The sequence below is a fragment of the Peribacillus sedimenti genome, assembly GCF_046237635.1.
Taxonomy (GTDB): domain Bacteria; phylum Bacillota; class Bacilli; order Bacillales; family DSM-1321; genus Peribacillus; species Peribacillus sedimenti.
This window is the reverse complement of the sequence record NZ_CP143547.1, coordinates 1,793,530-1,817,273: the sequence shown is the minus strand read 5'-3', so window position 1 is coordinate 1,817,273 and position 23,744 is coordinate 1,793,530. Positions and strand designations below refer to the sequence as shown.

Below are 23,744 nucleotides of genomic sequence, written 5' to 3'. Positions count from 1 at the left end.
TACTTTTGGATTATTACAAAATTTTCATAATATGTAAACGATATCGCAAAACTAGACAAAAAAATTAAAAAATCACCACCATTTCCCACTAAATTGTTAGAATATCTTTTAACATTCGACATTTTCCCCCTCGAGGAACAAGTTTTTAATACTCAGACAAGTGGTATACTAAAAGATATCGAAGGAGTGGTGTCTATGGAGAAGAATTCGATCTTGACTAAAGCTTATTCCCTCTTTAAATCAGAGGCTGAACGTTATGCGAGCGGAAAAAAAGATACGGGCGGCTTATTAAACAAGGCTGAAGGAAAAGCAAGCAAAAACGAACATACCCTATCTGGAGTCTGGGAGAGGATGCAAACACTCTTTGCGTTGGTAAAAGCGTGGTCCAAGGGTGAGTATAAACAGATTCCATATCGGAGCCTGCTTATGATTCTGGTTACTATTGTTTACTTTGTTTCCCCCATAGATTTTGTACCGGATTTTCTGATCGGATTGGGCATTCTTGATGATGCAGCCTTGATAGGCTTAGTCATTTCCCAGGTGGACAAGGATCTAGAAGCATTCCTGGACTGGCAGGATGAGCAGCAGCACACATTGCCTAGCGATGCACCTCTATCCAAGTCGATGGAAGCATAAACCGAATTTTGGTTAACAAAACAAAAGGGACATGCCTTGGGGCTTGTCCCTTTTTCGTTCCGCTTTCCACGACTACAGGTGATAAAAAACCGCTCCTACTCATGGGAAGTACAATAAAAATATAATATTTATAAAAATATGGTTAAACTGAGCTAAAATGACTATTTTCCTGTTATATATCTGGAGGCATCACGTGCAGTAGTAAAATTTTCTTATTTTTCCAAAAAACTTCCCTAATCGTTTGAAAATTTGACGATTACTGCCTAAAATTGTAACCGGATTACCAAATATTTTCCAAGGAGGACATTAACTTATGAAAAATTTGTTTGCATCTGTTTTGGCTTTCGCATTTTTGTTTGTGGGATATGCAAATGCAAGTGCTGAAACCGACAGGGATTGCGGTGAGTTTTCAAGTAATGAGGCAGTCATGGATTTTTGGTATGCAAATGGATACAGCGCAGATGATGACCCGCATGATCTGGACAGAGACAGCGACGGATTGCCGTGTGAGGTGTCTCAGGGTGAATACGATCAGTTCGTAGCCAGTCAGCAAAACGAAGATAACACGACCGATTCTGATTCTGAGTCTTCTACAGGAGCCGCTGACACATCAGGAGAGGATAATACGGCCTCCGGGGATTCTTCGGGTGAAGAATTGCCAGATACCGCAACAAACTCAGTCATGATGATCGGATTGGGCGCTCTTCTTCTTTTTGCTGGTACAATTCTCGTTTTCCAAAAGAAACAAATTAACTGATGAAGATATAAGGGGAAACGACAATGGTCGTTTTCCTTTTTTAAGGAGGACAAGGAGATGAAACGGTGGAAAGGTATATGTTTAATCCTGTTGGGATGCGGGATCGCCCTGCATTATTTTCTGGAATGGCATACAGGCAGTTCCTCTGCGGAGTCTATGAATAGAGAAGAAGTAAATAAATACAGCAAGATCGAGCGGCAAACAGAGGCGGTGCAATCAAAGCCTGTGGAGAAGCAGGGATCTAATCCCCAAACTCCTTCAACAAAAGAGAAACATATAAAAGGAAAGAAAATCGCTACCCTTTTTATCCCTGAACTGCAGCAAAAATACTCTGTATATTGGGGAGCAGAAGAAACAGTACTAAAAAAAGGAGTCGGGATGTACGTCAGTGACCTTACTACATCACCGGCCGGCGGCGGACACACCGTATTGAGCGGTCATAGAGACACTGTTTTTTTCAGGCTGCAGGAACTGCAAAAAGGGGACATTATGAATGTTGAATATGATGGAAATATTTTTTCATACAGGATCAACGAGATTTATATTACCGATGCCGAAGACAGAACGGTCATAGTCAAAAAAAGCTCCCCGTTGTTGACCTTAACCACTTGCTATCCTTTTAACTATGTGGGACGGGCTCCAGAACGCTACATTATCCAAGCAACGCTGATAGATCAATCAGTATAGGCAAATTGCCACAAGACATACGAAACTTTTAAATAAGGAGCTCATATATGTATTTAATGTCCTAATAAAGAAAAGGACATGCTGCTCAGTACATGCCCCTTTCGTAAAAACCTAACTATACTGACGGAGTGGTTTTCTTTTCCAGCTGCAAAAGCCATTCTTTGATATTTACCCTGCTTCCTGCATAACCTGTCAGGGCCCCGCTCTTTCCGACGATCCTGTGGCATGGTACGATAAATGGGAAAGGATTGGCCCTGCTTGCCTGCCCGACTGCCCTTACTGCCTTCGGACGATTGATTTCTTCTGCTATCTCACTGTATGATCTCGTTTCCCCGTAAGGAATCAGCTTCATTTGTTCCCACACAGCCCTTTGAAAAGGTGTCCCTGCCGTTCTCAGCGGAATCTGGAAATCGACTTCCCTGCCTGAGAAATATGAGTCAAGCAGCGGGAATAATTGCTGAAACAAAGGATGGTCATGTTTTCGTACCGCTGGATATTTCTTTGACTCCCTCTCGAAATCATCCTCGCCAATCGCCAAGGTAATCAGCTCTTCATCACTCGCTATTACATAAAGGCGGCCAATCACGGGATGACTATAAACGCTGTAATACAAGTTTTCCATCTTGGCTTCACCTCCTCTATTAGTAACATTTGGAAGGAACCTGCCGGATGCTTCCTTAAGTGGCCCTTCTCCGTTCTGCTCTCCCATTATTCTATAGCCAACTGCAATGCCCAGTCCAGTTTCAGTTATTTCCGTTTACTTGGCTACATTTCGTTTTTATAGTAATCCCGGGAAAAGCCCTGGCTGTTGAACAAATGTAAAACTTTTTCATATATTCCGAGTAACAGCTAAGTTGTGCAAGCATCCAATTTCATTCACTTCCCTGGTCGGGCTAAACCTTTGTAAACAGATTCTTCAATCATGCATTCCTTTTGAACTAAAATTCCAATTATTGGAATACTACCAGAAAAGACTGCAATCACGCTATCACAAGTTATCTGGATATAATTACATGTTTAGAAATCGGCATTTTTTTATATAATGGCGGGTATTAAAGGAAAAGACGAGCATCTACTTTAACTTCTCTACTGGAGGGTATCATGAAGCAGCGAGATAATTTCTTTGACAATGCCAAGTTCATTTTGATTGCCTTTGTCGTTTTCGGGCATCTTTTAAAAACATTCATCCATGACAACGAAGTGATTTACGCATTATATAAAACAATCTACACTTTTCACATGCCGGCGTTCATCCTGGTTTCGGGCTTTTTCGCCAAAGGCTTTTACCAAAAGGGATACCTGGCAAAGATTGCAAAAAAGCTGATTCTGCCCTATGTGATTTTTCAGGTCATCTACACCGTGTTTTACTATTATTTGTACAGCAAACCCAATTTTAAGATGGACTTGCTTGACCCCCATTGGTCGCTCTGGTTCTTAATCAGCTTATTCTGCTGGAATATTATGCTTCTCGGTTTTGCCAAACTTAAACCAATGACCGGTATCGCCATTTCCCTGATCATTGCACTGTTGGTTGGATATGTTGATTCCATTTCCAATTATTTAAGCCTTTCAAGGACCTTTGTTTTCTTCCCGATGTTCCTGATCGGCTACTACCTGGATCGTGACCAGCTTGAAAAGCTGTTTACCTTCCGGATAAAAGCAGCGGCTTTTATCATCGGAGCAATCGTGTTCGCAGGCTTCTATATTTACCCGGATATTAATTATAAATGGCTCCTTGGTTCTAAACCATATTCAGAGCTTGAATCTGCCAGCATCATTTCGATGTTCAAAAGGCTCGGTTTTTATGGATTAAGCTTGATCATGGTGTTCAGCTTCCTTGCCTTGATTCCACGTGGACAGTATTTCTTTACAAAATGGGGCAAACAGACGCTTTATGTGTATCTGCTCCACGGATTTTTTGTCAGGATATTCAGGGAAAGTGACATCCATAATTATTTTACCCACGCCGAGCAATTCATCATGCTGGCGGGAATATCTCTTGTTATCACAATGATCCTTTCAAGCAAGGTGATCGCTTCGCTAGCACAGCCGATCATTGAATTAAAAATATCCAGAACAAGAAAATTGCTGCAAACCATTGGCGTGTTTCTCAACCGGGGCCAGCAATCGGGAAAGCAGTCCTCCACATACAGGTAACAAAGCTAAAAATGCGCCGCCATGGCGCATTTTTTGCATGGACAGTGTCTCTCATATTCTCTTACGTTTTTTCTTCTGTTCGATAGTCAATACTGTGGTAGAATATAGTGTTGATATTTTTTAAAGCACAGAATTATGTCATTTTTAAACAGCAGGAAACATTTGAAAGGAGAGACGCGTTCATTCGCTCTTTTATATGAATATTATAGTAAGTACGTTAAACGCAAAATTTATCCATACGAGCCTTTCAATCCGGTATCTGAAAGCCAGTGCCGCCCCGGAATTTGATGTGAAGCTCGCAGAATATACAATCAAGGACCCTACGATGAATATAGTAGGCGACCTGTATACCAAAAACCCGGATGTGCTCGGATTTAGCTGTTACATCTGGAATATAGAAGAAACGATTAAAGTGATCCAGATGCTGAAAAAAATAAAGCCGGAGCTTATCATTGTCCTTGGTGGGCCAGAGGTCACTTATGATGTAGGATACTGGCTGGACAGGATTCCCCAGGCTGATTTTATCGCAATCGGTGAAGGAGAAGATACTTTCAAACGGCTGTTGGCTGAGATTGAAGGAAAGCAAGAATTCACAAACGTCCCCGGCATTGCCTACAGGGCAGATGGAAAGAAGAAAATACAGCCTAATGGCGCAAAGCTGGATTTAAAGGAGCTTCCTTCGCCTTACCGCTTTGAAGAAGATATCAAGGACCTGTCGAAGCGGGTCATTTATATCGAAACGAGCCGCGGCTGCCCCTTCTCCTGCCAGTTCTGCCTCTCCTCCATCGAAGTGGGAGTCCGCTATTTTGACAGGGAAAAGATTAAATCAGATATACGATACCTGATGGAAAATGGAGCCAAGACGATTAAATTCGTAGACCGGACATTCAATATCAGCAGAAGTTATGCTATGGAGATGTTCCAATTCCTGATTGACGAGCATAGACCGGGCACTGTGTTCCAATTCGAGATCACAGCAGACATCATGAGGCCAGAAGTCATACAGTTCCTGAATGATCATGCCCCTGCCGGTTTATTCCGTTTCGAGATCGGTGTCCAGTCCACCAACGACCATACTAATGATTTGGTGATGAGGCGACAGAATTTTGAAAAGCTTACAAGAACAGTAACCATGGTAAAAGAAGGCGGAAAAATCGACCAGCACCTTGACTTGATTGCAGGACTCCCGGAAGAAGATTATATGTCTTTCCGCAAGACGTTCAATGATGTATTTGCCATGAGGCCGGAGGAGCTTCAGCTTGGATTTTTAAAGATGCTCCGCGGTACAGGGCTTAGAATAAGGGCAAAGGAACACGACTATATTTACAGTGATTATTCTCCTTATGAAATCCTCGGCAATAATGTTCTTTCCTTTGACGATATCGTACGGATCAAACAAGTGGAGGACGTGCTGGAAAAATATTGGAACGATCATAGAATGGATACTACCGTTGAGTTCCTTGTTACGCAAGCATTCGAAACGCCTTTCGATTTCTTCCAGGAGTTTGGGACGTACTGGGACGAACAAGGATGGTCAAGAATCGGCCACCAGCTTGAGGACCTTTACCGGAGGCTTAATCAATTCCTTGCAGCAGCAAAGCCTGAATTTTTAGACGCTGCCGTCAGTCTTATGAAATACGATTACTTCGCCGGCCAAAAATATAAGCCTCGCAAACCATGGTGGGATTCTACGTATGAAAAAGACGACCGATCTGCTATCTATGGAGACCTGCTTGACAACCCATCCATTTTGGGTGCGGAATTTATGGCATTGGGTCTTGGCGAAAAAGAGCTCTATAAGCATACAATGCTCGAGGAGGTTCCCCTAAACATTAAGGAATACCTTGAAACAGGGGAAATCTCCCCTGGCTCATCTGTCCTGGTAGCCTATTTCGACCCTGCAGGAAAAGGTGCAAAAATCTATTGGTATCCGAAATCAGAGGCGGAAATTTCGCTGCAATAAAATAAGACTACACGGCCACTTTTTGAAAGTGGCCGTTTTTTTGTGCTGGTAACTAACGGAAATACCGGAATATATCTGATTTGGTATATAGGTCCCGCTCTTAAGGCTGTTCGCGTATATATTTCGTTTTACGTCTTCCGTTCGCTGAATATTGTCGGTATAAGGTCTTCATCGGAAGGCTGCTCGTCCGTAATAGCGGTTCATCTTTCATTGAAGACTGCTCGATTACCATATGTGTACGTCATTCGCTGATGACTGCTCGATTACAAAATATGTGTACGTCATTCGCTGATGACTGCTCGATTACCATATTTGTACGTCATTCGCTGATGACTGCTCGATTACAAAATATGTGTACGTCATTCGCAAAAGCCTGCTCGAACACAAAATATATGTACGTTATTCGCTGATGACTGCTCGATCACAAAATATATGTATGTCATTTGCTGAATGGGGCTCGATTGTACTAGTGTTACGTGTTTCTCTGAAGCCGGTACGGTCGTAAATTCTTTAACGCTTTTTCTGAAGGCAGTTCGAGCATAAATTCCGGATTTCGCTCATAAAGTGCCGGATATCGATCATATATTCCAGATTTCGAGCTTAAATACTTGTATTTCGAGCATAAGACCCACCATATTGAGCATAAGGGCAGGTTAGCCTGGCAATCATCATGTGTTATGGAAAAAAACTGTGATTATACGTTTTTTATAGGGAAAGTTACTGGTTTTTATATAGCAAAAGCAAAAATTCAGTACGCTTTATATCATTTTTGCTTTCTATTTACTTTGGCATTGGGCGGCCAATGATGCTTCTCACGACTTGTTGCTTTTTCATATAAGGTGACATTGTTAATACCACCAATATTAAATGCGGATGCATAAATTTTTGGCATAAGCCCCTTACAGCATGAATTTATATTACCTAGGAAGTTGCGAAGAATACAAATGACTAAAAGAGCCATACCCTGTGGCCCTGTTGCCTATGTAGGTATGGTGCAAAAGAAAACGGGCAAACAAGGCTTTATCCTAAAATTTCAGGGCTATGCTGGAGTGCAAGTACCCCTTCCTAGAGGATAAATTCCAAACACCAACTAACATTTTAAAGAATTTTGCTCATTATGTTCGATATAAGCAGCAAATACAAATTGACGAAGAAATCCACCTAAACAGTAAAGCTACAACATTCCAGACTCAACCTAAGGTTGTTCTGCCATTAATCTAATACTATAATAGAGCAGTATCTTCAGGCCAAGAAGAGATATGCGACCGAGTATGGTTTTGTATAATGATAGGAGTTGAACTGATTTGACTTGGACCGTTGTTATTTCTATAGCAATTGCTGTAGCTTTTAAATTTTTCATGAGTCCTCCAAGTGCAGTGGTAGCATGGTACTTAAGTAAGTTTGCACTTCATCCAAAACTTAGTTCAAAAGATGTTACTGTAACATGTAACGGTAAGCATTTAGAAGAGGAAGAGAAAATTAGGTTTATTGATTCTTTTAATGAAGCTGCATTTATAGAAGAATATTGGATTTATCCAGGCAATGAAAAATTATTTCTACATCCTGATACTAAGGTTGCTCCATTTATCATCAGCGTAAAAAGAGGAAAGAATGTCGTACATTTCTTTGTTTTTAGTTACGATGACCATGTTGACGTAGTCAAGCAGTACAAGGAGAAAGTAGTTTCTTATAGTCTCAGATCCGATTATCTGCAAAAATTTACGGTAGCAGCTGATACGAAAAGCAGTGCGATCTAGGAAACGAAATCCTCTGTTTTTTTGTAATTGCCTTTTCTATGATAATACTCCAATAGAGAACTTTTTAAGGAAATCTAGTCTCCTCTTTATGGGCCCTACTGCATTCAATAGGATCCTCAGCTTATATTTAACAGTTCTGTTTTAACCAGCATAGAAAAAATAAAAAAGGGCCCTGTTTGCTTACCGCAAATGGACCCTTTTTTTCTATCGCTTTTTCGTATTTCTGGAGTTTGATGCCAGCACATCATAGATTTTAGCAGCATTCATTCCACCAGTAAGCTCTGCGCCAAATTCTGTGCGGTTTTCAGCAGGCCTTTCCATTTGTTCGGAAGGCAGTCCGTCTTCCTGAGTGAAATGCTGCCCTGATTCTTTGTCCATTAATACCGCACCTCCATATTGGTATGTTACGTATTTTGGGAGGTTTGGCTCAAATTTATACAGGCTTGCAATGATAAAATATTTATTTTACCTGCAGGACCAATTTGCCCTTTGTCTGCCTGGACTGCAATAGTGTATGCACGTTGGCAGCTTCCTCAAGAGGATAAACTCCTCCAATGACCAGCTGCAGCCTGCCTTCTGCAACATACGTAAAGAGTTCCTGGATCGATGGGACGAGGAGCTCTGGCTTTTTCATGATCTGCGGCAAAAAGAATCCGATTACTGACTGATTGCGTCTCATCAAATGTGTCGGGTCAAGCGTGCTCGGCTGGGCGCTTGCGTTTCCAAACACAACCAGACGTCCGAACGTTGCCAGACAGCGCAGGGTTTTGTTAAAAATTTGTCCTCCGGCCATCTCTAGAGCGACATCGACTCCCTTGCCGCTGGTTGCTTCCCGAACCTTATCCTCCCAGCCCTCTTCAGTGTAATTAATCAATACATCCGCACCCATTGATGCGGCAAGGTCCAATTTATCTTGACTGCTTGCCGTTGCAATGACCTTTCCTGCCCCAAAGATTTTTGCAAGCTGTACGGCAATCAGACCTACTCCTCCTGCTGCAGCATGGACGAGAACAGTTTCCTCCGGCTGAAGCCTGCCCATCGTCTTAAGGACATGATAAGCACTTAATCCTTGAAGCGGGATTGATACTGCCTTATGAAAATCAACCTGATCCGGCAATGGAATCACGGAGAACTCGTTTGCTAACGCATATTCGGAATAGCCGCCTGATTCAATGAGGCTGACGATCCTGGTTCCTGGCTTTACCCTTGTTACTTTCTCGCCTACCTGAGTGACAATCCCTGCAATTTCTGCACCCGGAATGAATGGCAGCGGTGTAGGCACTACATATTCTCCCTCGCGGCGTGCCGTGTCTGCGTAATTGACACCTACTGCATGGATTTCGACCAGCACATCATGACCGGTTGGGACCGGAACATCCACATTCACCTGGTTTAATACTTCAGGGCCGCCGTATTCTGTAAACTGAATTGCTTTCATTTTCTTCAACCTCTTTCATTTGCCCTGGAATTCAGGCCTTCTTTTTTCTTTGAATGCTTGTACACCCTCCAGATGGTCTTCTGTAGTCACCATCATCGTCTGGGATATTCTCTCCTGCTCCAGAATTTCTTCTAGACTGGCTGTAAAGGAATGATTGATTATCTTTTTCATCATGCCGTATGCCTTTGTTGGCCCCTGTGCCAATTTCTTTGCAAGCATTAGGGCTTCTTCCTTCAAGGCCTCGATCGGCACCAGCTGGTTAATGACTCCCAATTGGTATAAACGCTCCGCCGGTATGGGTTCACCGCTGAAAAAGAACTGTTTGGCAAGATGCGGGCCAAGCAGCCGAGGTACGAAATAAGAACCACCGCCATCAGAAATCAGTCCTACCTGGCTAAAGCTTAAAGCAAACTTGCTGTCCTCCGCTGCAATGATTAGATCACAGGCAAGAGCCAGATTGAAGCCTGCCCCGGCAGCAAATCCATGCACCGCAGCAATGATCGGCACCTCAGCACTCTGCATGGCAAGAATGCACTCATTAAGTTTTCCTATATGATCATACACCTGTGCTGCATTCGTGTTACCCATCGTTTTTACATCGCCTCCCGCCGTGAAACTTCTGCCAGCGCCAGACAAAACGATTGCCCTGATCGTATTATTTTCTTTCACGCTGTTAACGGCCTCCGTCAGCCCAAGAATCATATCAGGACTAAATGCATTCAAACTTTCCGGACGGTTTAGCGTGATACTCATTATCGAGCCTTCTACATGGACCAATAGATCCTGTGTTTGTTCACCCATAACTTTCACTCCCTTTACATGATAAGCCAGCCGCCATCAACCAATAGGTCGCTCCCAGTCATATATGAAGCTTCCGGTGAAGCGGCAAAAGCAATTACATTAGCAATCTCTTCAGGCCTTCCTACCCTTCTTAAAGCCGTGTTTTTCCTGATGGCATTTACAAAGCGGTCATTTTTCAAACCATCCGCTGTCAGCGGTGTTTCAACAAAGCCGGGAGATATCGAATTAACCCTGATCCTGTAGGGTGCAAGCTCGAGGGCGAGGGACTTGGACAGGCTAATGACGGCTGCCTTGGCTGCACTATAGTGCGGGATTTGCGCACCGGCCTGGTGTCCCGAAAGCGAGGCAATATTGACTATGGAACGATCGACAGGGTCTGATTCATTTCCAGCCGCATCGGCCATCATTCTTCCCAAATGCTTTGAAGCTAGAAAAATACTTTTTAGATTGACGTTTTGTACCTGGTCCCATGCCTGTTCTGTTAAATCAAATAGCTTGGACTGGTGAGAGCCGCCAGCATTATTGACAAGAACATGCAAATTGCCATATTTCTCGCGAATGAACTTCGACAGCCTTGCGACCGCTTCCTCTGAAGTCACATCTGCCGAAAAAATGTCTGCTGGATGGCCATCTCCTCTCCTTGTTATTTCCTCCGCCGTTTCTTCCAGTTTGGATTGCGTCCTGCCAACCAGAATCACTGCAGCACCTTCGCTGGCAAGCCTTAGTGCGGCCGCCTTGCCAATGCCGGTCCCTGCGCCCGTAATGACTGCAACCCGATCCTGAAACCTCATATCATCCTCCACCGCCTTTAGCATTCATATTGGCAAGCCTCATATTGCATCCTGGCAATGCGCCTGTTTCTTTCTACACTTTCCCCTGGCATAAAGCGGCTGCCGACCCGAAATGCCAATGACAGCAATTGCTTCCTCTGTTCGCCTGACGCTAGCTCAGACGCAAACCTTCGTGATACTTTTTCAGCCATCCATAGAGCTTCCTCCAGGGTGGCTCTTGCCAGGTCAATCTTTGTCCGCGATTTTTCTTCACCGTTTGCAAGAATCGATTTGTAGGTTCGATACACGGCAGATTCTGCAGCAAACAGCTGAATGGCGATGTCGGCAAGGCCCATCAGGACTTCCTGCTCGGACGGAAGACGTTCGCCATAAGATTGATAGGCAAGCCCTGCGGTGACAAGGAACAGGCTGCGGATGGCATCCACCGCTTCCCTTTCCTTTGCGAAAACTCCATCATATTCCTTATTTTGGTTTGTCAGCGAGGTGAAAGCTGCTTCAATCTTTCCTTGTAAATCGAGTTCCCCCTTCATTGCCTTTCTGAATAAATGGGTCGGTATTAGAAGTCTATTAATCTCATTTGTACCTTCAAAAATACGGTTGATCCTTGAATCGCGGTATATTTGCTCGATGCCGTATTCCTTAATAAACCCTGCCCCACCGTGTAGCTGCAGGCTTTCGTCTGCCGTATAATCAAGTGTTTCCGATCCATACACCTTACAGATCGCACATTCTGTTGCATATTCACTGAGCCGTCTTGCTATCAGCTTATGATCCTCGGATTCATACAAACCTCCAAGTGATTGTTCGAGCAAGCCAGCGGTACGGTATTGTACTGATTCTGCCGCATAAATGCGGGCGGCCATTTTCGCTACCTTTTCCATGGATGCCGGGAAATCGGCTATTGCTGTTTTAAACTGCTTCCGCTGCTGGATGAATTCGATCGTTTTCTTCAAACCAGTCTTAGATGCACCCATGCAGGCCGATCCCAGATTATAGCGGCCGAGATTCAGCACATTCAGGGCAATTACATGGCCTTTCCCGACCTCACCCAAAAGGTTTTCGGCCGGAATCTCGCAATCTTCCAAAATCACTGATCTCGTAGAAGATCCCTTAATGCCCATTTTTTGTTCTTCAGGTCCAAGTGACAGTCCGGGAAAACTCCTTTCAGCAATAAACGCTGTGAATTTTGTGCCATCGACCTTGGCATAAATGATAAAAGTATCCGAGAACTCGGCATTCGTTATATAGATTTTTGTTCCGTTCAGGATATAGTGGGTACCGGCTTCATTCAGCCGTGCAACAGTCTGGGCTGCAAGAGCGTCCGACCCTGCGTTTGGCTCGGTAAGGCAGTAAGCACCGATGTATTCCCCGGAGGCAAGCTTCGGCAGATATTTTTCCTTTTGCTCTGCTGTGCCAAAGTAAGTGATCGGCAGGGTAGCTATGCATGTATGGTTTGAGTGTGCAACGCCATATCCGCTGGCAGGGCCTACCATCTCACCGACAATGCCCTTTGAAATCTTGTCCAATCCCAGACCCCCGTATTGCTCAGGAACGCTGTGAGCCAGAAGGCCAAGAGAGCCTGCCTTATGCAGGAGCGATACCACCGTGTCAAAATTCTGCTCTTCAATCTCATCTTTCCTCGGCATCACGTCTTTCTCGATAAATTGCTTGGCAGTCGAAGCAATCATTTTATGTTCTTCTGTAAAATCTTCAGGAGTAAAAAATGAATCCATATTAATATCGGAATATAGGAAACTGGTTCCTTTATGATCCTTAAGCAATTGTTCTTCCACAATTTTGCCCTCCTTGTTGCTATCAAAAATTTTTATTGGCCACTGGTGTAAGAATGGTCTTTTCCCCTGTCAGCATGGGTACTATGGAAACGATGTTTTTTCGGGACGCGAATTCCAGTTCCTCCTCTGCGTCATGCCTGGCAAACAGCCTTCCAACATAGGAGGATTCCAATACTTCAAATGCCTGGTCCTCTCTGCCCTCAAACATAGCCAATGCCGCCATGGCCGCATCCGTCAATTCGACCTCTGCCGCAATGTTTTCTGCCAATAGGCAGCTGATAAAATGGCCTGCACCGTATATATCCTCAAGACTAATTTCTCCCGAATTCCCGGAACAAACCACCACAACCGTTTCATCCTGCCATTCCCCGGCCAGTTTATTAGCAACAGCCAAATTATTTAGCAGGGAACTCACATACACCTTATTCGCTTTATGCGACTTTCGTAAAGCAACCGTTCCATTTGTCGTGGTCAAAACGAGCGTTTTACCCTTAACCAGCCTTCTCAACTGCAGTGGACTCGGATAGACCAGGCCATCGACCGGCTCCGCATTCAGCTCCCCGGCTACTATTATTTGTTTGTCCGGCTGATTTTGTTGAACGTCCAATGCTTCCTTTGAGCTTAATACCGGAATCACTTCAAGAGCACCATCCTCTAAGGCCGACACAATCGTCGTCGTTGCGAGGAGGACGTCGAACACCACGGCGATTTTGTCCCCTTCCGCCATTTTTTCTTCATCGATGTCTTCCTTTTTAACAAGCAGATGAATTTTCTTCATTAAAGCACTTCCTTGCCAGCTATGTTTGAAGCGTGGGTGATCAGGCTTTTCACGAAGTGGTTGAATGACGCAAAGCGCTGGTCATTCGTCTGCCCTTTTTTGTAACGGTAATAAATCTGCTGGCAAATGACAGCCAGCTTGAAGTATGCAAAGGTTAAATAAAAATCAATATTGGATACATCTCTGCCGCTTTTTCGGGCATATGACTCAATGAATTCCCGCCTTGACATGAACCCTTCATTGACGGTAACCGAAGCTTTGCCCATGCCAAACTTAAGGAGGTCAGGATCATTTTGTTCCGTCCAGTAGCCCATTGCAATCCCCAAGTCAGCAAGCGGGTCGCCAACTGTTGCCATCTCCCAATCGAAAAGGCCGACCATATCGGTACCTTCCTGGTTGAACATGGCGTTGTTCAGTTTGTAATCATAATGAATGATTGCATGGCCGGATTCTTTTGGAAGATGAGTGGCCAGCCAATTCAGTAATTGTGGCGCCTCTTTGATATCATCCGTCTTCGCACGTTCATACCTGGATATCCAGCCATGGATTTGCCGTTCCATGAACCCTTCAGGGCGGCTGATCTCCTGTAAGCCTGTTTCCCTATAAGGAATGGAATGCAGTTCAACCAGTTTTTCCACCATGATTTCGGACAGTCTGCGGCACAGCTGCCCGTCCACATTCCAACTGTCCGGAAAGGCTGTGTCCAGGACGACTCCCTTCTTCCGCTCCATTATGAAGAACTGGCTGCCGACGATGGATTCATCGTCTGAATATAAAATCGGCTTTGGCGCTTCCGGAAAATAAGGATGAAGAGTTTGGACAATGAAATGCTCCCTTTTCATGTCATGTGCTTTTGGCGCCACCGGTCCATGCGGAGGCCTTCTCAGAACCGCTTCCCAATCGCCGGCTTTTAATTCATAGGTTAAGTTGGAGTGGCCCGCTGAGAATTGCTTGATCTCGAGCATCCTGTCTGGATAGCCCTCCACATTTTCCTTCAGGAACTTCTCTAATACAGGAATGTTCAATTCTTCTCCGCTGCGGACGGATATGGTATCAGACGAATTAGTATTAGCCATATGTTGAAAAACCTCCTCAAATCCAGGATTACGAATATTCAGAAATCAGACTGCGAGCTTATGCTCTTCAAGGCCTTCCCTTAGCAGTGCCGGGATCGGCTTGCTGCGTTGCTCATTAAAATCGAAGTACACAATGACAGCATTCCCTTTGGCTATCAATTGGCCTGTCTGCGTGCAGGATATCTCATGGGTAATTTCAAAGCTCTTCGTTCCGACATGGGTCACAAACGTCTTAACGGACAGTATTTGATTAAAGTATCCCTGGCTGACGAAATCACATTTGGTCGATGCCAATATAAAGTTCCATTCATTTGTATCCATGCTATAGCCGAGCAGTTCAAAAAACTTTATCCTTGCTTCCTCCAGATAGATGAAATAGCTGGTGTTATTGATATGTCCCAAAGCATCCGTTTCGCAAAACCGCACAGTCAGCTGTGTTTCCTGCATCATAAAACCCCTCCTACTTATGCTTGAAGCTGGGCTTGCGCTTTTCAATAAAAGCCTGTACGCCCTCTTTTATATCTTCCGTCCGGAATACCTCTGCAAATAGAGTTGCCTCCAGGTCAATTCCTTCATCCAGGGATGATTGGAGACCCTCGTTCACTGCTTTCTTAATCCGGGACAGCGCCTGCAATGAGTAGCCGGTTATAGTGCCTGCCAGCTTCTTTGCTTCACTGAGGCCATTGCCTTTTTCGACTACCGTGTTAACCAGTCCGATTTTCTCTGCCTCCTGTGCAGTAATCGGCTTTCCGGTAAACATAAGCTCTTTGGCTTTTGCAGGACCTACCAGACGCGGAAGCCGCTGAGTGCCCCCTCCTCCCGGGAAGAGCCCTAGGGCTACCTCGGGAAGCCCTAGCTGACTATGCTCTTCGGCAATACGGATATCGCATGAAAGAGCCAGTTCGCAACCTCCCCCGAAGGTCATCCCGTTCAGTACGGCGATGGTAGGCTTCCTGAAATCATCGATAAAATTCAGGGTCCTGTGTCCATTCATAATCGTTTCCTTCAAATTTGAACTCCCCATCATTTGCGGGAATTCCTTAATGTCTGCGCCTGCTGCAAAAGCCTTTTCACCGGCCCCTGTCAATAGGACGGCGACAACCTCATCATCCTGTTCCAATTCTGAGAATACTTCATATAATTCCGAGAAGATCTGCTGGCTCAGTACATTCAATGGGGGGTTATCGATTGTCAGAATCGCATATTGATTTTCCTTTTCGACCTTTACGAATTGCGTTTGCTGTACCATCAGCGTTTCACTCCTTCACCGCTATAGTCATACCATCCCTTGCCAGTCTTACGGCCAAGATGGCCCTGTTTCACTTTTTCCTCAATGCATGCAAATGGCTTATCCTCCGGATTCCCGGTCTCTTTATAGCGCTGCTGCATCACAAAGTAACCCACATCGATTCCTGACAAATCCATCAGTTCGAAAGGCCCTATAGGATGATTCAATGCCTTTCTGCAGATGATATCGATATCTTTAAAGTCGGCAATCCCATTTTCATATAAATAAACGGCTTCCCTTTGAAGCGCCCCAAGAATCCTGTTCGCCACAAATCCGGAAATTTCTTTTTTCAGCAAAACAGCTGTCCGATTCATTTGCTTGCACACATCCATCGCAATCTGGGCGGTTTCTTCGGAAGTTGTATCACTCATGACTACTTCGACGCAGTCCATGACGAGGGGCGGAAAGAAGAAGTGCATATTAACAAACTTGTCCGGACGGTTCGTCACATCGGCAAGAAGGCTGTTGACGATTGTTGAACTGTTTGTGGCAAAGATCGCATGCTCAGGCGCAATCGCTTCCAATTTTGAAAATACCTCTTTCTTTACGTCCAGCTTCTCCACTACTGCCTCAATGATCAGATCCGCATTAGCAGCAGCCCCAATATCAGTTGTAAATTGAAGGCGGCTGAACGCTGCCGCTTTTTGGTCGTCTGACAGCCTGCCCTTCCCTACCCACTTATCCAGTATCCCATGAAGCTTTTCTTCCGCCTTTTTCAAAGCAGGTTCCTGTACATCCTGAAGGACAGTTTCAAACCCTCCAAGTGCAGAAAGCATCGCAATCTGATGCCCCATCTGCCCGGCGCCTATCACTGAAATTCGATTCACCTTGTTTACTGCCAATCTGATCACCCCATTAAGTTTTTCAAACTAACCGGTTAGTATGTTAAAGATTGATGCCTCCCGGGCAGGTCCCTCCCCGGGAAGCGAGTTTTGTGCTACATAGAAGCTTATGATTTTTTGGTCCGTGTCGGAATCATATGGTAAAAATGAAAATTATCACTTTTTGATTCCGCTCAAAATCATATCGGTAAATATCTGCGATACCTCTTTTTCATTCATAAGGCCTTCAGGATTAAACCACTGGTAGCTCCAGTTGGCCATTCCTAAAATGCCAAAGGTAGCGATGGGAGCATTCAGCTCAGGCTTGAATTCACCGTTTTCCGTCCCTTCCTCCAGCACTCTTTGAATATTCAGCCGGAACTCGTCCCTTTTCTGTACGATTTCCTCGAGCCGATCCTGGCTAAGATTTTGCATTTCCCGGAAGAATACCTTGGCACTTGGCCCCTGGCCTCTTATACTCTGAATCAGCATTAATACAATATCAGAAAGCTTTTCTTGCGAGGATTTCGTTTCATCCAGCAGGATTTTCTCCTGTTCGGAAAGCAATTGATCAATATATCGGTTATGGATATCCATCAATAATTCTTCCTTACTGGAAAAATAGTAATAGAAGGTTCCCTTTGTGACACCGATAGATTCGACAATATCCTGAATGGATGTTTCGGTGAAACCTTTTTTCTCGAATAATCGGATGCTATGTTCTGTAATTTTCTCCTTCAATCTAATATCCTCACAATCTGTTTAAAAAAATTTTGCGTTACACTTACTTGACTGAGGCTTCCTCTCTTAAGGCCCGGCGAAGGATTTTGCCCACGCTAGTCTTTGGCAGCTGGTCCCGGAATTCAACAATGGTAGGTGATTTATAGGCTGCCATATTGGCACGGCAGAATTGAATGATTTCTTCTTCCGTAGCCGTTTTCCCTGCTTTTAGCACAATCACAGCTTTTACGGTTTCCCCTCTGTAGGCATCAGGTACTCCTATTACCACAGCCTCCTGCACAGATGGATGCTCATAAATCACTTCTTCCACATCACGCGGATAGACATTGAAGCCGCTTGCGATAATCAGATCCTTTTTCCTGTCAACGATATAGACATACCCATCCTCATCCATACGGGTAATATCCCCAGTGTACAGCCAGCCGTCCCTTAAAGTCGCTGCTGTTTCCTCCGGCATGTTCCAGTAGCCTTTCATTACCTGTGGTCCCTTAATGATCAATTCTCCAAGCTCCCCGGGCGGCACTTCCTCCGTTCCGGTGGCAATGTCCACAACTTTATATTCGGTTGAAGGGTAGCCGATTCCTACACTTCCGGGCTTTCTTTCAGCGAAGGTAGGGTTGCAGTGAGTGACGGGCGCCGCTTCAGACAATCCATATCCCTCAACAATCTGTGAGCCTGTTTTCCTTTCAAATTCCCGAAGTAACTCCAGCGGCATCGGTGCGCTTCCGCTGTTGCATGTTCGGATGGAATCAATTCCGTATTCTTCTGCCTTTGGATGGTTTGTGATTGCGACGTACATGGTCGGTACTCCCGGAAAATTGGTAGGCTGTTCGTTTTTAATGGTATTCAGCACTTCTTCTACATCAAATCTCGGCAGCATAATCGAGTTTCCGCCCGTCAATATGGAGAAGTTCATGGCTGCAGTCATACCAAACACGTGGAATAGCGGAATGACCGTTAAAAAACTTTCCTGCCCATCAACGATATCATTTTTGAAAAATTCATAGCACTGATACACATTGGCAACCAAATTGCGGTGCGTCAGCATAGCCCCTTTGGAACGCCCGGTGGTTCCTCCCGTATATTGAAGGACTGCCACATCGTGTTCAGGTTCGATTGGCACAGGTGTCACCTGGCCGCTGCCTTCCTTTAAGAAAGCATCAAATGTGAAGTCAGGGGCAAAATCATGTTCTGACGGAAGAAGGCTGACAACGATGAGCTTGTCCAGCTCTGCTCTTGTCTGCACCTGTTTTGCCTTGGCATACAATCCGTCGAGCACTACCATGGTTTTAGCTCCGGAATCATTCAGGATGTATTCAATTTCTCTTTCAGCACTCATTGGGTTCACCTGTGTAACAATCCCGCCAGCTGTCAAAACCCCATAATATGCAATCACATATTGAGGGCAATTCGGCAGCATGATCGCCACGCGGTCCCCTTTTTGAACGCCATGGTTTTGGAGGGCTGACGCAAAGGCATTTGCTGCATAAACAAGCTCCTTATACAAAATCTTTTTGCCATAAAAGGTGATCGCGATGTTTTCCGGGAATTTTTCTGCCGTATTCTGAAGGAGCTGGGGAATACTGTAATCCGGTATTTCGGCTTCAGCTTTAATATAATCTCCATATACAGAAAGCCAGGGTTTTGAACTCATTGTCCTACCTCCAATTATAAAATATACATCGAAATGCCATTTATCGGCTATAAGGAAATTGGGCTTTGTCTGATAATTGACGCCCTGTGCTTACATCGCGTGTGTTCCTCCATCTACGATCAAAACATCCCCGGTTACATAGTTGGATGCATCAGATGCAAGGAACAGGGCCGCTCCTTTTAAATCATCCTCTGAACCAAAGCGCCTTAACGGAGTGGATTCAAGGATTGGATTTTTTCCGTGTTTGATGATGACTTTGGACATCTTGGTCGGGAAAAACCCTGGTGCTATGGCGTTTACGTTGATATTATGCGGACCCCATTTTACAGCAAGGTCCTTAGTCAGGGTTATGACAGCTCCTTTGCTGGTATTGTAGCCGATTGTATTCATCACCCTTGGGTCCGTGCCGCCAAGGCCTGCGACAGATGAGATGTTAATGATCTTCCCGCGGCGCTGCTCGATCATGACGCGGCCGGCTGCCTGGCTCATTAAAAATGTCCCGGTTACGTTTACATTGATTACCTTGTTCCACGCCTCAAGCGGCATCTCCTCAGCCGGTGCTCCCCAGGTCGCACCGCTGTTGTTAACGAGAATATCGATTCCCCCGAATTCTTCCACTGTTTTTTGGATCACATTCTGAACATCTTCGGGATTGGAAATATCACATTTCAGGGCAAGTGCTTTCACTCCCAGCCCCCTGATCTTTTCAGCTACTTCTTCACACGCTTCCTGTTTCCTGGAGCAAAGTACAAGGTTTGCCCCAGCCTCCGCGAAGCCTGTCGCAATTTGTTCCCCAAGTCCGCGTCCCCCGCCTGTTATGATCGCCGTCTTTCCCTTAAGGCTAAAAAGTTCCATTACATTCACATGATCCACTCCTCTTCCTGCTCTTCATCCATTTATTTTTTTATTTATATTTTTTATATTCAAGCCTGGCAATCTGGGCCTTATGGACCTCGTCCGGACCGTCAGCCAGACGTAAAGTACGCGCATTTGCCCACTGGGCAGCAAGTGTAAAATCATTGGATACCCCGGCAGCGCCAAATGCCTGGATCGCCCTGTCCAATACACTTAGAGCCATGGATGGTGCGACCACCTTAATCATGGCGATTTCAGCCTTCGCTTCCTTATTGCCGACAGTATCCATCATATAAGCTGCTTTTAGCGTCAAAAGCCTTGCCTGCTCGATTTCAATCCTTGAATCAGCCACCCATTCCTGGATTACGCCTTGGTTTGCTAAAGGCTTTCCAAATGCGACCCTATCTTGAATACGCTTACATAATTCTTCAAGCGCCCTTTCTGCTGCTCCAATCAGCCTCATACAGTGGTGAATGCGGCCAGGCCCAAGGCGTCCCTGTGCGATGGCAAATCCCTTGCCCTCTCCCCAAATCAGATTCTCTGCCGGTACGCGGACATTATCGTATGTAATTTCGGCATGGCCATGCGGGGCATGATCATAGCCAAACACCGGAAGCATCCTTTCAATGGTAACCCCAGGGGTATCAAGAGGAACCAGGATCATGGATTGCTGTTCATGACGGTTGGCATCTGGATTGCTCTTGCCCATGACAATCGCTATTTTGCAGCGCGGATCACCGGCACCTGATGACCACCATTTACGCCCGTTGATGATGTAATGATCCCCATCCCTTTCAATCCGGGCCTCAATATTGGTCGCATCTGAAGAGGCAACCTCCGGCTCAGTCATCGAAAAACATGATCTGATTTCACCATTTAATAATGGCTGCAGCCACTGTTCCTTTTGCTTTTCGGTCCCATAACGGACAAGCACCTCCATATTGCCCGTATCGGGTGCATTGCAGTTAAAGACCTCTGGCCCAATCAACGATCTTCCCATAATCTCACATAATGGCGCATATTCCAGATTCGTAAGCCCTGCACCGTATTCACTCTCGGGCAAAAATAAATTCCATAGCCCTTCTGCCTTGGCCTTCTCAGTCAGCTCATGCATAATGGATGGAACCTTATTCCAGCGGCCTTGCGTTTTTCTATCAAACTTTTGAAATGCCAAGTGGCTGGACTTATCTGTTCCCTCATTCAGCTGCTGTTCGAATACCTTTTCGTTCGGATAAACATGTTCTTCCATAAATTTTGTCAGCTTTCCTTGAAGTTCAATCTCCTTTTCAGAGTATGAAAAATTCATTCCTTCACTCCCTTGTTAACTAACCAACCGGTTAGTATGTATGTATTTATAAAAAGAATATACTTTAATAAGGCAAAATTCAACTATTTATCAAAAGATTGAAAAAATTCATTCCAGAGCAGCGACTCGGACACGATAAGCATTAGTAAAGTTAGGCATCGGGCACAATTTCAAACCGCTCTTCAGTTGCTTGAAGGCCAGGTCGGCCAAGGTTACTTTATATCGGTTATATTCACATCGATTTTCTTGGACAGCTTGTCCTGCAGTTTCCCGATGACGATTTCTCAGTAATTGACCGACTTTATGTAAGAATGGGATCGAATGTCATTCAGGAAATTCTTTAGTACAATTTATATAGATGTATATAGTGGATTGGGGTCTAAGACTAAATTTACTTATTGAATAAAGGGGGTAACATTCCTGTAATGAAGGAAAATGGAGTTTGAATAAAAAAATAGCCTCTTGATAGAATGGGAGAGTCCTAAGCTGGCCAATGATAAGGACAATACTTAAATACTAGGAGGCTGCGTCATGAATTTTAACCAAAATGGTAAAAATTACTCACGAGCCGTTTGTGAAGAAAAGCTGATAGTCTTCTTTATACCTACAGGCTAAGAAATATGACGATAAGAGAAAATCTACAGGGGTCCATCTTCGAGTAAAGGCTTAACATGCAAATCGAAGTGGTAGGGGGATTTTACATTAGTAATAACGTCTTTATGGTTTAAATTCGTTTTTCACCATCCTTGAAGAAGGGCATTAACCCTTTACATTTCAGGAAGTCTATCCTTATGCTGGTGAATAAACAGCTCCAAATGTTCCTCCATTAATTTCTTTGCCTTGGCTCCATCCCTGTCCTTAATGGCATCAACAATTTTATTATGGCCCTCTAATGAACCAGTAATATCCCACCTGAAATGATCAAATAAGTTTACAAGATAGAAGTCGTTCAGACCCCAGATTTGCACGGTGTATTCCCTGATTTTATCAGAATGCGCCATTAAGGCAATGTGGGAATGAAATTCACGATTATATCTTAGATAGAAGTACTTGTCGTAGAGTTTTTCCGGATTAAGACTAATCATGCGCTGATAATTTTCTAATGACTCTATTTCTTCCGTTGTATGATTTTTCGCACCCATTTCCGCACACAGACCTTCAATCGCTGAACGAAGTAAGATGACTTCCAGTGCACTTTTCTTGGAGTAATCAATCACCTTACATCCATACTGAGGTAGAATTTGTATGAAACCGTCGTTTTCAAGCATCTTTAGAGCCTCCATGACGGGTCTCCTTGAAACATTAAATCTTTCTATTAAAGCATTTACTAGGATTTTTTCTCCAAAATTCCATTTACCATTAATAAGTTCTTCTTTCATTTGCTCGTATACAAAAACAGATTTCATGACAGGTGCTTTTTTAAGAGTCTTATATAAATCCATGCTGAATACATCCTTTTCCCTTGGTTCTCTATGTATTGCTTATTATTATTTTTATATTAGCTTATTTCTTAAGTAAATCAATATTATTTCTGACGAAGTAAGCCAATAACCTTAGAAATTTTCATGTATGAACTTATTCCTAATGACCATTTTACACTGTTTACATCCCTTGATTGAATCAATCCAGTAAAAAGAATCCTCCTCTAAAATGCACGATTATAGGCCATTTATCTTTTACGTGTTCTAGAGGAGGATACTGCCTTTACGTTTGAGGAGTGACAGGGACCACATCATTTAGAGTAATAATTTTGGAAAGAAGCCCGAGTGTTTCGATGGATGCTTTATGGGCCTCAGGTGTTGCTGCTGAACAACAATCTTCTACAACAAAGACATGAAAACCATGATCTACTGCGTTTCTTACCGTATGTTCAACAATGTTGTTGGTGACTACTCCAAAAACGATGACAGAATCAATTCCGCGGTCTTTTAGTATAGCAGCCAATTCAGTTTCCTGAAAAGCGCCTACCCTTTGATGTACTATTACAGTCTCACTCCCGATTGGCTGCAAACCCTCAACAAAATCTCCACCCCATGTTCCTTCAACAAGCGCATCCATGTCCTTTACCATTGATAGAAGTGGACTATTTGGAACTAAATCTGGATGTTCGGGTTGAAATCTTACTGCTACATGAATAACCGGTATTTGTAAAGACCGGACCGTTTCAACTAACAACTTTCCTTTTTCAATAACATTGCGGGCGACAACCTGTTCACCGAAAAATGAACCAAACTTGCCGTCTATGGAAACAATATCATTTAACAGGTGTAAAGACAAAACAGCCGTTGTTGCTGGATCAAAATTCATTCCCATCTTATTAACCCCCAATTTATAAGATCTCATATGGTTATCTGCCTCAGTCTTGAGTAACAGGAAAATAAAGATACACTTCGCCCGATTTTTTTTGTCGGAACCCCAAGCCGACTCTTTTGCAGTTTTATTAGT

At 44.2% G+C, this 23,744-nt stretch carries 23 protein-coding genes; 6 read left to right on the top strand and 17 right to left on the bottom strand.

All coding sequences use genetic code 11. The features are described from left to right. The first annotated feature begins 195 nt into the window (after window positions 1-195). From V1500_RS08940 to V1500_RS08930, 3 genes are all read left to right on the top strand, one after another. Complete coding sequence (locus tag V1500_RS08940) at window positions 196-636, top strand: YkvA family protein (RefSeq protein ID WP_409305212.1); 441 nt, start codon at window positions 196-198, stop codon at window positions 634-636. Window positions 637-949: 313 nt separating this feature from the next. Then, window positions 950-1,393, top strand: a complete 444-nt coding sequence (locus V1500_RS08935; RefSeq protein ID WP_409305211.1) for an LPXTG cell wall anchor domain-containing protein — start codon at window positions 950-952, stop codon at window positions 1,391-1,393. A 57-nt stretch (window positions 1,394-1,450) separates the two neighbouring features. After that, complete coding sequence (locus tag V1500_RS08930; protein ID WP_409305210.1) at window positions 1,451-2,080, top strand: class D sortase; 630 nt, start codon at window positions 1,451-1,453, stop codon at window positions 2,078-2,080. Between the two features lie 115 nt (window positions 2,081-2,195). Here the strand turns inward: V1500_RS08930 and V1500_RS08925 are convergent, their stop codons facing one another. Next, a complete protein-coding gene (locus V1500_RS08925) occupies window positions 2,196-2,702 on the bottom strand; it encodes a methylated-DNA--[protein]-cysteine S-methyltransferase (RefSeq protein ID WP_409305209.1) in 507 nt (168 codons plus the stop codon). Window positions 2,703-3,181: 479 nt separating this feature from the next. On the opposite strand from V1500_RS08925, the gene V1500_RS08920 reads away from it, so the two are divergent. The 3 genes from V1500_RS08920 to V1500_RS08910 all read left to right on the top strand — a co-directional run bounded on the left by V1500_RS08920 (window position 3,182) and on the right by V1500_RS08910 (window position 7,957). Continuing rightward, window positions 3,182-4,237, top strand: a complete 1,056-nt coding sequence (locus tag V1500_RS08920) for an acyltransferase family protein (RefSeq protein WP_409305208.1) — start codon at window positions 3,182-3,184, stop codon at window positions 4,235-4,237. 196 nt (window positions 4,238-4,433) lie between these two features. Further along, entirely contained in the window at window positions 4,434-6,200 is a 1,767-nt protein-coding gene (locus V1500_RS08915; protein ID WP_409305207.1) for a B12-binding domain-containing radical SAM protein, read from the top strand. A gap of 1,304 nt (window positions 6,201-7,504) precedes the next feature. Next, entirely contained in the window at window positions 7,505-7,957 is a 453-nt protein-coding gene (locus tag V1500_RS08910) for a YfmQ family protein (protein ID WP_409305206.1), read from the top strand. A 204-nt stretch (window positions 7,958-8,161) separates the two neighbouring features. Here the strand turns inward: V1500_RS08910 and V1500_RS08905 are convergent, their stop codons facing one another. The 16 genes from V1500_RS08905 to V1500_RS08830 form a co-directional block, all read right to left on the bottom strand. Further along, window positions 8,162-8,335: a hypothetical protein gene (locus V1500_RS08905; RefSeq protein ID WP_409305205.1), complete on the bottom strand. Its 174-nt coding sequence runs from the start codon at window positions 8,333-8,335 to the stop codon at window positions 8,162-8,164. 82 nt (window positions 8,336-8,417) lie between these two features. Further along, the gene (locus V1500_RS08900) at window positions 8,418-9,395 is read right to left on the bottom strand and encodes a zinc-binding alcohol dehydrogenase family protein (protein WP_409305204.1); all 978 of its coding nucleotides are present in this window, start codon (window positions 9,393-9,395) and stop codon (window positions 8,418-8,420) included. Between the two features lie 15 nt (window positions 9,396-9,410). Continuing rightward, window positions 9,411-10,196 (bottom strand): enoyl-CoA hydratase/isomerase family protein, encoded by a 786-nt coding sequence (locus tag V1500_RS08895; RefSeq protein WP_409305203.1) that lies wholly within the window; start codon window positions 10,194-10,196, stop codon window positions 9,411-9,413. Between the two features lie 14 nt (window positions 10,197-10,210). Beyond that, a complete protein-coding gene (locus V1500_RS08890; protein ID WP_409305202.1) occupies window positions 10,211-10,987 on the bottom strand; it encodes an SDR family NAD(P)-dependent oxidoreductase in 777 nt (258 codons plus the stop codon). Between the two features lie 17 nt (window positions 10,988-11,004). Further along, a complete protein-coding gene (locus tag V1500_RS08885) occupies window positions 11,005-12,720 on the bottom strand; it encodes an acyl-CoA dehydrogenase family protein (RefSeq protein WP_409305951.1) in 1,716 nt (571 codons plus the stop codon). A gap of 82 nt (window positions 12,721-12,802) precedes the next feature. Next, window positions 12,803-13,558 (bottom strand): 2-phosphosulfolactate phosphatase, encoded by a 756-nt coding sequence (locus tag V1500_RS08880; protein WP_409305201.1) that lies wholly within the window; start codon window positions 13,556-13,558, stop codon window positions 12,803-12,805. Further along, window positions 13,558-14,634, bottom strand: a complete 1,077-nt coding sequence (locus V1500_RS08875) for a phosphotransferase family protein (RefSeq protein ID WP_409305200.1) — start codon at window positions 14,632-14,634, stop codon at window positions 13,558-13,560. Before V1500_RS08875 ends, V1500_RS08880 begins: the two co-directional genes overlap by 1 nt. A gap of 45 nt (window positions 14,635-14,679) precedes the next feature. Further along, window positions 14,680-15,081, bottom strand: coding sequence for an acyl-CoA thioesterase (locus V1500_RS08870; protein WP_409305950.1), 402 nt, complete (start codon window positions 15,079-15,081; stop codon window positions 14,680-14,682). A 13-nt stretch (window positions 15,082-15,094) separates the two neighbouring features. Further along, window positions 15,095-15,883, bottom strand: coding sequence for an enoyl-CoA hydratase/isomerase family protein (locus V1500_RS08865; protein WP_409305199.1), 789 nt, complete (start codon window positions 15,881-15,883; stop codon window positions 15,095-15,097). Then, entirely contained in the window at window positions 15,883-16,716 is an 834-nt protein-coding gene (locus V1500_RS08860; protein ID WP_409305949.1) for a 3-hydroxyacyl-CoA dehydrogenase family protein, read from the bottom strand. Before V1500_RS08860 ends, V1500_RS08865 begins: the two co-directional genes overlap by 1 nt. Before the next feature lie 204 nt (window positions 16,717-16,920). Continuing rightward, window positions 16,921-17,484, bottom strand: a complete 564-nt coding sequence (locus V1500_RS08855) for a TetR/AcrR family transcriptional regulator (RefSeq protein WP_409305198.1) — start codon at window positions 17,482-17,484, stop codon at window positions 16,921-16,923. Between the two features lie 43 nt (window positions 17,485-17,527). Next, entirely contained in the window at window positions 17,528-19,138 is a 1,611-nt protein-coding gene (locus tag V1500_RS08850; RefSeq protein WP_409305197.1) for a long-chain-fatty-acid--CoA ligase, read from the bottom strand. 90 nt (window positions 19,139-19,228) lie between these two features. Beyond that, window positions 19,229-20,002 (bottom strand): SDR family oxidoreductase, encoded by a 774-nt coding sequence (locus tag V1500_RS08845; RefSeq protein ID WP_409305196.1) that lies wholly within the window; start codon window positions 20,000-20,002, stop codon window positions 19,229-19,231. Window positions 20,003-20,042: 40 nt separating this feature from the next. Beyond that, the gene (locus V1500_RS08840) at window positions 20,043-21,299 is read right to left on the bottom strand and encodes an acyl-CoA dehydrogenase (RefSeq protein WP_409305195.1); all 1,257 of its coding nucleotides are present in this window, start codon (window positions 21,297-21,299) and stop codon (window positions 20,043-20,045) included. A 767-nt stretch (window positions 21,300-22,066) separates the two neighbouring features. Then, window positions 22,067-22,741: a GntR family transcriptional regulator gene (locus tag V1500_RS08835; protein ID WP_409305194.1), complete on the bottom strand. Its 675-nt coding sequence runs from the start codon at window positions 22,739-22,741 to the stop codon at window positions 22,067-22,069. A 262-nt stretch (window positions 22,742-23,003) separates the two neighbouring features. After that, the gene (locus tag V1500_RS08830; RefSeq protein WP_409305193.1) at window positions 23,004-23,612 is read right to left on the bottom strand and encodes a cysteine hydrolase family protein; all 609 of its coding nucleotides are present in this window, start codon (window positions 23,610-23,612) and stop codon (window positions 23,004-23,006) included. Between the last annotated feature and the right edge of the window lie 132 nt (window positions 23,613-23,744).

Excerpts from the sequence above, each read along its gene's own strand:
- V1500_RS08840 (WP_409305195.1), bottom strand. The coding sequence starts at position 21,299 with ATGAATTTTTCATACTCTGAAAAGGAGATTGAACTTCAAGGAAAGCTG.
- V1500_RS08850 (WP_409305197.1), bottom strand. The coding sequence starts at position 19,138 with ATGAGTTCAAAACCCTGGCTTTCTGTATATGGAGATTATATTAAAGCT.
- V1500_RS08925 (WP_409305209.1), bottom strand. The coding sequence starts at position 2,702 with ATGGAAAACTTGTATTACAGCGTTTATAGTCATCCCGTGATTGGCCGC.
- V1500_RS08895 (WP_409305203.1), bottom strand. The coding sequence starts at position 10,196 with ATGGGTGAACAAACACAGGATCTATTGGTCCATGTAGAAGGCTCGATA.
- V1500_RS08870 (WP_409305950.1), bottom strand. The coding sequence starts at position 15,081 with ATGCAGGAAACACAGCTGACTGTGCGGTTTTGCGAAACGGATGCTTTG.
- V1500_RS08835 (WP_409305194.1), bottom strand. The coding sequence starts at position 22,741 with ATGGATTTATATAAGACTCTTAAAAAAGCACCTGTCATGAAATCTGTT.
- V1500_RS08935 (WP_409305211.1), top strand. The coding sequence starts at position 950 with ATGAAAAATTTGTTTGCATCTGTTTTGGCTTTCGCATTTTTGTTTGTG.
- V1500_RS08860 (WP_409305949.1), bottom strand. The coding sequence starts at position 16,716 with ATGGGGCATCAGATTGCGATGCTTTCTGCACTTGGAGGGTTTGAAACT.
- V1500_RS08880 (WP_409305201.1), bottom strand. The coding sequence starts at position 13,558 with ATGAAGAAAATTCATCTGCTTGTTAAAAAGGAAGACATCGATGAAGAA.
- V1500_RS08915 (WP_409305207.1), top strand. The coding sequence starts at position 4,434 with ATGAATATTATAGTAAGTACGTTAAACGCAAAATTTATCCATACGAGC.
- V1500_RS08830 (WP_409305193.1), bottom strand. The coding sequence starts at position 23,612 with ATGGGAATGAATTTTGATCCAGCAACAACGGCTGTTTTGTCTTTACAC.
- V1500_RS08920 (WP_409305208.1), top strand. The coding sequence starts at position 3,182 with ATGAAGCAGCGAGATAATTTCTTTGACAATGCCAAGTTCATTTTGATT.
- V1500_RS08900 (WP_409305204.1), bottom strand. The coding sequence starts at position 9,395 with ATGAAAGCAATTCAGTTTACAGAATACGGCGGCCCTGAAGTATTAAAC.
- V1500_RS08865 (WP_409305199.1), bottom strand. The coding sequence starts at position 15,883 with ATGGTACAGCAAACGCAATTCGTAAAGGTCGAAAAGGAAAATCAATAT.
- V1500_RS08940 (WP_409305212.1), top strand. The coding sequence starts at position 196 with ATGGAGAAGAATTCGATCTTGACTAAAGCTTATTCCCTCTTTAAATCA.
- V1500_RS08875 (WP_409305200.1), bottom strand. The coding sequence starts at position 14,634 with ATGGCTAATACTAATTCGTCTGATACCATATCCGTCCGCAGCGGAGAA.
- V1500_RS08890 (WP_409305202.1), bottom strand. The coding sequence starts at position 10,987 with ATGAGGTTTCAGGATCGGGTTGCAGTCATTACGGGCGCAGGGACCGGC.
- V1500_RS08885 (WP_409305951.1), bottom strand. The coding sequence starts at position 12,720 with ATGGATTCATTTTTTACTCCTGAAGATTTTACAGAAGAACATAAAATG.
- V1500_RS08905 (WP_409305205.1), bottom strand. The coding sequence starts at position 8,335 with ATGGACAAAGAATCAGGGCAGCATTTCACTCAGGAAGACGGACTGCCT.
- V1500_RS08930 (WP_409305210.1), top strand. The coding sequence starts at position 1,451 with ATGAAACGGTGGAAAGGTATATGTTTAATCCTGTTGGGATGCGGGATC.